The organism is Ramlibacter humi (genome assembly GCF_004681975.1).
Lineage (GTDB): Bacteria > Pseudomonadota > Gammaproteobacteria > Burkholderiales > Burkholderiaceae_C > Ramlibacter > Ramlibacter humi.
Window position 1 is genome coordinate 126,414 of the sequence record NZ_SMLK01000009.1, and the last position, 6,392, is coordinate 132,805.

4 protein-coding genes are annotated in these 6,392 nt (G+C 61.1%); all 4 read right to left on the bottom strand.

The window, feature by feature from the left end; all coding sequences use genetic code 11:
- Position 1 precedes the first annotated feature (1 nt).
- Entirely contained in the window at positions 2-3,376 is a 3,375-nt protein-coding gene (locus tag EZ216_RS19785; RefSeq protein WP_135251519.1) for a LamG-like jellyroll fold domain-containing protein, read from the bottom strand.
- Positions 3,377-3,706: 330 nt separating this feature from the next.
- On the bottom strand, positions 3,707-3,982 hold the full coding sequence (locus tag EZ216_RS19790; protein WP_167772986.1) for a hypothetical protein: 276 nt from the start codon (positions 3,980-3,982) through the stop codon (positions 3,707-3,709).
- 307 nt (positions 3,983-4,289) lie between these two features.
- Positions 4,290-4,676: a tetratricopeptide repeat protein gene (locus EZ216_RS19795; protein ID WP_135251521.1), complete on the bottom strand. Its 387-nt coding sequence runs from the start codon at positions 4,674-4,676 to the stop codon at positions 4,290-4,292.
- A 1,027-nt stretch (positions 4,677-5,703) separates the two neighbouring features.
- On the bottom strand, positions 5,704-6,392 hold a 689-nt coding region (locus EZ216_RS19800; RefSeq protein WP_205959717.1), incomplete at its 5' end, for an RHS repeat-associated core domain-containing protein.

Sequence of the window (6,392 nt, forward strand, 5' to 3'; positions counted from 1 at the left end):
TCTAGTTGGAGCCGAAACGGATTTGTTGGACGCGATCAAGGGCGTCGAACGACCGCGACACCGCGCGCCGAACCGTGCCTTGCGGATCGAGAACCTCTTCGAGCACCCGGTTGCCGGATGCGTCCAGCGAGTAGCGCACCCGATTGCCGCGCGAGTCCGCCACGCTTACCAGGCGCTGCGCCTCGTCGTAGGCAAACGAAGTCGACGTGCCGTCGGGTTCCTGCACCGAGACCAGCAGGTCCAGGTCGTTGTAGACATAGGTGGTCACGCGCGCATCCACGCCGGCTGCCGCGACGACCATCCGAGTGACCTTGCCTGTGGGCGAATAGCTGTAATCGGTGGTGATGCCCCTGGGATCCGTCATCTGCAGGACACGCCCGGCCCGGTCGTATTTCGTGAAGGTGGTGACATGGCCTGCCGCATTCGTAACGCTCGTCAGGTCGCCGGCCGCGTACACCAGCTCAGGATCTGGGAACGCCTGGGTAGGCGGGCTGAAGTCCGCCGTGTACCGGGCTACGCCTTTGGTCACTCGGAAATCGTCGATGTGCCCGTAAAACGAGGCGCCCCCGGAAATGACAACCGACGAGACGTTACTGATATCCCGGCTGTCCATGAACGAAGTCACCGGCGGCCCCCCGTAGATGTTGTTTCGCAGGGTCAAGAGCTTCCCGTCGAGAAACCCTCGCACCGCCCCGGCCTGCCGCGTCAATGCGAAGTGGTGCCAAGTTCCCGCCAGGGAATTCTGTGTTTCCGCGCTTCCGTAAACCCCCGGGTGCGTGTTCCCATCAACGGCGTACTGAAGCCTCAACCCAAATCCACCATCACCGAAGCGAACAAGCATGTTGCTTCCGCTTCCCCAGGTGATGTTGAATAGATAGCGGTAGTTGCCCGTTGCCGCGGCCAGTCGGAACCAGCCTTCGATCGTGAAGTCACCCGTACCAAAATTGAAGTCGCTCGTGGGCACGGAGACGTAGCTGTTGTTTGAGCCATCGAAATACAGGGATGAATAACCAAACCTGGCATCTGAGTAGATGACGGCGGCGTTTCCAACGGGCGTCAGCGGCTGCTGGCGAATACTGGAATCGGACAAAGCGCCTTCCCCGTGGACGAGCAGTACGGTGTTCGCCATGGCGGGGTCGCTGTCGCTGAGGGCGTACAGGCTTGTCGGATAGTAGGTGTACGTTGTCGTCCCTGCTGCCGTACTGCTGGTCACCAGGCGCCCTCGGCTGTCGTACGCCCGAGATTCCACGAATGCCGGCACGGAGGCGTCCACGGTTCCGTTCGCCAGCAGAGCCTGCTCGAACCGACGGCATAGCACCGGAACGGGCCTGCCGTTGGCTAACGCGGGCGCGGTGGTGCACGAGGCTGGCGAATTCCCGTTCAGGGGGTCCGGTTGGCCTTGGTAGACGAATCCACGCTTGCGAAGCGACTGCACTTCGCTGGACGGCAGGCGCCAGTCAGGATGCCAAGCAGTGGTGACTCTGCGGGCACCTGCCGGCAGCGCTGCTCCTGCAGGAAGAACGGCCGCGCAAGAGGCGCTCGTGCCCAGCCCTTCCACTCGCGTGATTTCCCGATTGGCCGCGTCGTAGGCGTAGCAAGTGCGCGCGCCCGACACATCGTCGCGCTGTACGACATTCCCAACCGCGTCGAACAGCGTGGACGATGCGCTGGCACCCGCACCCGAGCCTGCCGGCTGACTGGTGCCTGTTAGCAGGGGTGCGCCTAGCACCGAGGCCGACGTCCACGCGCTCGTTTGCGAGTTGGGTCCGGTCACGCTCAACCCGCTGGGTGCGCTGGCCGTGTAGCGGCGATAGAGCACACCGGTCGCCAGGTCTTCCGTTGACTGCACCACATAGGACGGAGCCGAGCCATAAGCGACGGAATAGCTCTCCACGCCGAGCGGCTGCGAAGTCGCTGTCGCGAAGCCCGCTGCATCGTACGACCAAGTCCTGTCGCGGACACCCGTTTCGTTGATACGGCCGGTCATCGCCCACGGCACAGATGCGAGTTCGTACAGGAACTGAATCGTCTTGCCGCCCGGCCACGTTGCTGCCGTCAGGTTCGACGCGGAGTCGTAGCCGAAGGCGACGCGGCGACCCGTCGGGTCACTGACTTCTGCAATCCGCCCACGGGTGGAACTTTCGGGTTCCGAGCCAGCTTCCATCTCATACCTGAAGCTGATGGACCGCCCGCTCAGGTCGGAGACCGACAGCAGATAGCCGCTGCCCAGACCGTTTGGGGCCGGGCCGTAGAGGAAGCTTAGGGACAGGCCAGCGCCTTCCATTTTGGTGAGAAGCCCCTGCGAGTTGTATGTCTCCACTCGCTGGGTCCTCGCATCGGTGATGACGTAGCCTCCGGAGATGGGCACCACCTTGTCGACCTCATCGCCGTCAGCCGTGTACACGCCGTTCTTCAACACGAATACGGTGACTCGGCCATCACCCCGGTGCGCTGACAGCACCCTGCCACCACTGACCACCTCGATGGACCTGTGGAAAGTCGAGGACCAAAGCCGTCCGAAGGACCGCAACCTACGCGCGGGCAAGCCGTTCAGGGCAGGCGTGGTGTCGTACGTAAGGGTCAGAGGAATGCCCCCCACCGAGAGTCCTGTGTCGACGGACTGCCGCTTCGCCCCGGTCAGCGGATAGATGGGATTGCCCAGCCCGGCATGCTTACCGCCGGGGCAAGTGGCGCAAACTTTCTCCGTCTCCGGCACTTCCGCGACACTCAGGCAGGTGTTCGGATTTGTCGCCGATTGCACCTCGCCAGGTGCACAGGGCGTCACCGGCTTGCATCTCACCAGCTCGGACACGCCGCGCAGATTCATGCCCACACCCGTGTAGCCGGCGGGGCAAGTAGGCGAGCTACCTCTGGTGAAGGCGAAGACGGTGCCGCTGCCTCCGGTCTTGTTGCCCACGCCCCAGATCGGGTGCCCGTCGACCTCACGGACCGTGCCGCCTACGCAGGAACCGTCGTTGTATGGAGTTCCCGGGGGGAGCCAGGGGACCGAACCCGTGACGCCGCCTGCACCAGAGATCCTCCGGTCGAAGCAGTTCGCGTAGGCGACGACATCAGCCTCCGACCAGATCGGATTGGTCACTGCCAGTTCGGCGGAGCAAGCGTTCCAGGCGGCGATCTTGTACCCGTAAGGAGGGCCAATGTCGCAAACCGCATAGCCGACGGGCGGGTAGGTCGGCGCTATGCACTGGGCCCGCCCGTCGACACTCATGCCCTCGCAATCTGTGGCCGCAGCAATAGCCGCGCGGCCGACGCTTAGGATGGTCAATAGGGACAGGACAAATATCAAGCGACCGAAGACACGACGGACGCGTCGAACCTCACCCGCATAGTTCTTGATCGATTCAGAGACCTCCACTGGTCCTCCCCATTTTTTTCATTTATTGGTTGACCCCGCGCGAAAGAAGAACGCGTGCAGAAGTATTGACGGCCTGCCGGAACTCGGCTTACTTCAGATGTACGATTGACAACCTTCTAATACGCGTCATACATACCACTGCGTTCTCGCGATGCATCGGGATGCTCGCGCGCAGGAGAACGCGGCGCGCCCACTACCGCACCGTCACGATGCTCCATTCATCCGCGGTCTATACAGACGCAGACCTGCCGACTCAGAGATCTTCGGCCCGGTTGCCGCCCCTTGATCACAGACGGTGTATTGGGCTGGTGCGTAAGTCGGGACGATGCATTACGCCTCATCGTTGAAGGTCATCCCTTGGCAGTCGGACGGGGCCGCGTGTACAGCGCCCCCGGCGAGCACGAGGGTGCCCACCGTCTTGGACATGCGGTTGCCGCTCTCGTCGTAGGTGTACGCGGTGGCTGAACCGCCGCTGGCTGCCGAGACCAGCCGATCGAGGTTGTCGTAGGCAAAGCCCTGGTCCAGGCCGGACTGGGCGCCACCGCTGTTGGTGTGCGTGTAGCCGGTGATCCGTCCGCCGGCATGCCGGGTAAGGCTGCGAAGCACTCCCCGCAGCGGCGCCGGTCCCGTTGGGATCGCCGAGTGTGTAGCTGGAGACCAGGCCGTTGCTGTCGTAGTCGATAGTTCGGGCCTTGCCGTCGGACCACAGCCAACCGGCGGGGGCTCCGTCCACGTTGTACGTCACCCCGCTCAGCAGCGCCTGTGCCGTGCCGCTCGCACCCACGCCATTGGGTCGAGCGGAGCCGCGTACATAGCGCCCGCGGCGAGCAAGAGGGTGTCCATACAGGCTTCGCTGACGGCTGCTGGCGATCGAGAAACTCGATGCTTTGAGAAGTGTCGGGCGACGTCCGCGTCAGCCGTCAACCGGCGGCGAGGAATTCAACTTTCCTTTGAGATTTCCGAGTGCCTTGCTTGCGTCTTCATCGCCATCGGCCGCCGCTTTCTCAAGCCAGTATCTGGCACGTCGAACGTTTTGCATCCCCAAGTAGCTCAGACCAAGGTTGTAGAAGGCACATGAATCACCGATTCGGGCTGCCCTTCTATACCAGTAAAGTGCCCTCTCCTTGTCCTTCCTGACTCCGATCCCGTGATCGTAGAAATAGCCAAGCGAGTTGTACGCAAGTTTCTGCTTTTTCTGCGCGGCCCGGGCAAATAGCGCAAAGGCGGCCTTGTTTTCTCCCGCTTCCCATCGCCCGTACGCTTCGGCAACGAGCTCGCTCATCGTGTACAGATCACTCATAGATGCCTCACTCGTAGTCGTACCAATCTGGAGGAGTCGGCTTTCTCACCTTCTTGCCTGACTGGTGGTCGGTGCAGATGATAAATCTGGGGTCTTTTGGATCAAGCTTGCATTTCTTGTAAGGACTGTCCGTTCCCTTCCCAGAAGTTCCACCAGTAGCCCCGCGTTCACCACGACCGCGGCTTTCCATGCACCAGTCGATTACCTTGTCGATGAGAGGCTTCATCGCGGTCGCCCCACATAGTGCTGGGGAAAGGTGGGCACATCGGGGTCAGGAAAGCTCGCTTGCGGGCTCTGGGAACCAGGTGGTTGCGCATCCGGTGGCAATAGCGGCTCGCTTGAACAGCGAAGGATCGGTCCAAAAAATTCGCACTTCAGACCTGTCGGATCTGCGCCCGCAACCGGATTTAGCTCTCTAGGCGGGGGCCATCGGCGCTCTCTACGTGCGCCAGCGACCACAGGTGACTAGATCCAGCAGCGCGGCGCAGCCGCGTCCGGCCATCGACACCGGAGGGCCTCGCTCCCTGTTTTCATTGTTTTCAGCTCCTTTTGGACTTTGTTCCATAGCGTCCACCGAAGAGGCGGATCGATCAGTGGCTGGAGTCCTCACTAGCACCGCTGGCGCGGACTATTGATTGTTCGAGTGCGTGCAAGAACTTCGCGGCCGGACTCTAAGTGGGATGGTCACGCGTGATGCGTTTAACGGCCAACCCTCTAGGTGCGACACTCTTGTATAGGACAAGCCGCGGCTAGCACTAGCCAGGCTCACATGGAGTTCGGACCCAAGGCCCCGAGGCACTAGAACGTTCGGCCTCGAATCCGGGCGGCAGATCAAGAACTTCTGTCAATGAAGAATCTTCACTGACTACGTGCCCAATCCCTACAACCCTGTAAGAACTTGCGTCATCAGAATGCATCCCGCCACACAGGAACATCCAATCGTCATCGGCTCGACTTACCAGCAACACGGGTTTTGTTTTTTCAAAAACGTGAATGCACACGTAGGCTTTTTGATGATTCATTTGGCTTACTGAGTTGGCTGCCATTCGTCCGGGAACAGCCTATTACCTTTGCCCCGGTTACAAGTACGGCACGAGTCGAGGATGTTGTCGATGCTTGAATCCCCCCCCTTCGACCAAGGGTCGAAGTGATCAAACTCGCGAGAATTTTCATGGCCCGGTTCCATGGTCAGTTTATCCCCGCAGTACTGGCATCTCAGATCCCCGTTCGAATCCGTCGCCTGCTGATCCGCCTTGTCGCGGGTCTCCTTGCTCGGACGTCGCGACCCGCGATCGCCTGAGTCAGTTGGTTTCTTATCTTCCGCGCTTTCACTCGACAGCCAGTTTTTGATCTTGTCCATCGCTCGATCAGTCGCATTAACGCACTGCTGGGCTATCTGCTCTAGCGCTTTCCGACAGCTTGGATCTGCGTTGCACCAGGCGAGCGCCAGCCCCGTCGCGGCCAAGGGCGCGGCTGCGGCGGTCACCAAGCCTGAAGGATCTCGCCACCGCACCGGATTGCCGCTTGCGTAGCCGAATGTATTAAGGCCTCCACGTAGTCCAATTGGATCGCTCTGAATGTATCGACCGATGGACGCGCTGTACTCACGGTGCCAGTTTTGATTAAGCCCTGTCTCCGGATCAAACACCTGCCCCGGGAAGCGCTGGTTGAACGTGAACGTGCCAAGCGAGCTCGGGTTCTGGTTAGGTGCAGTCG

Bases quoted from the DNA above. Each gene is read 5' to 3' on its own strand.
- EZ216_RS19795 (WP_135251521.1), bottom strand. From the start codon at position 4,676: ATGAGTGATCTGTACACGATGAGCGAGCTCGTTGCCGAAGCGTACGGG.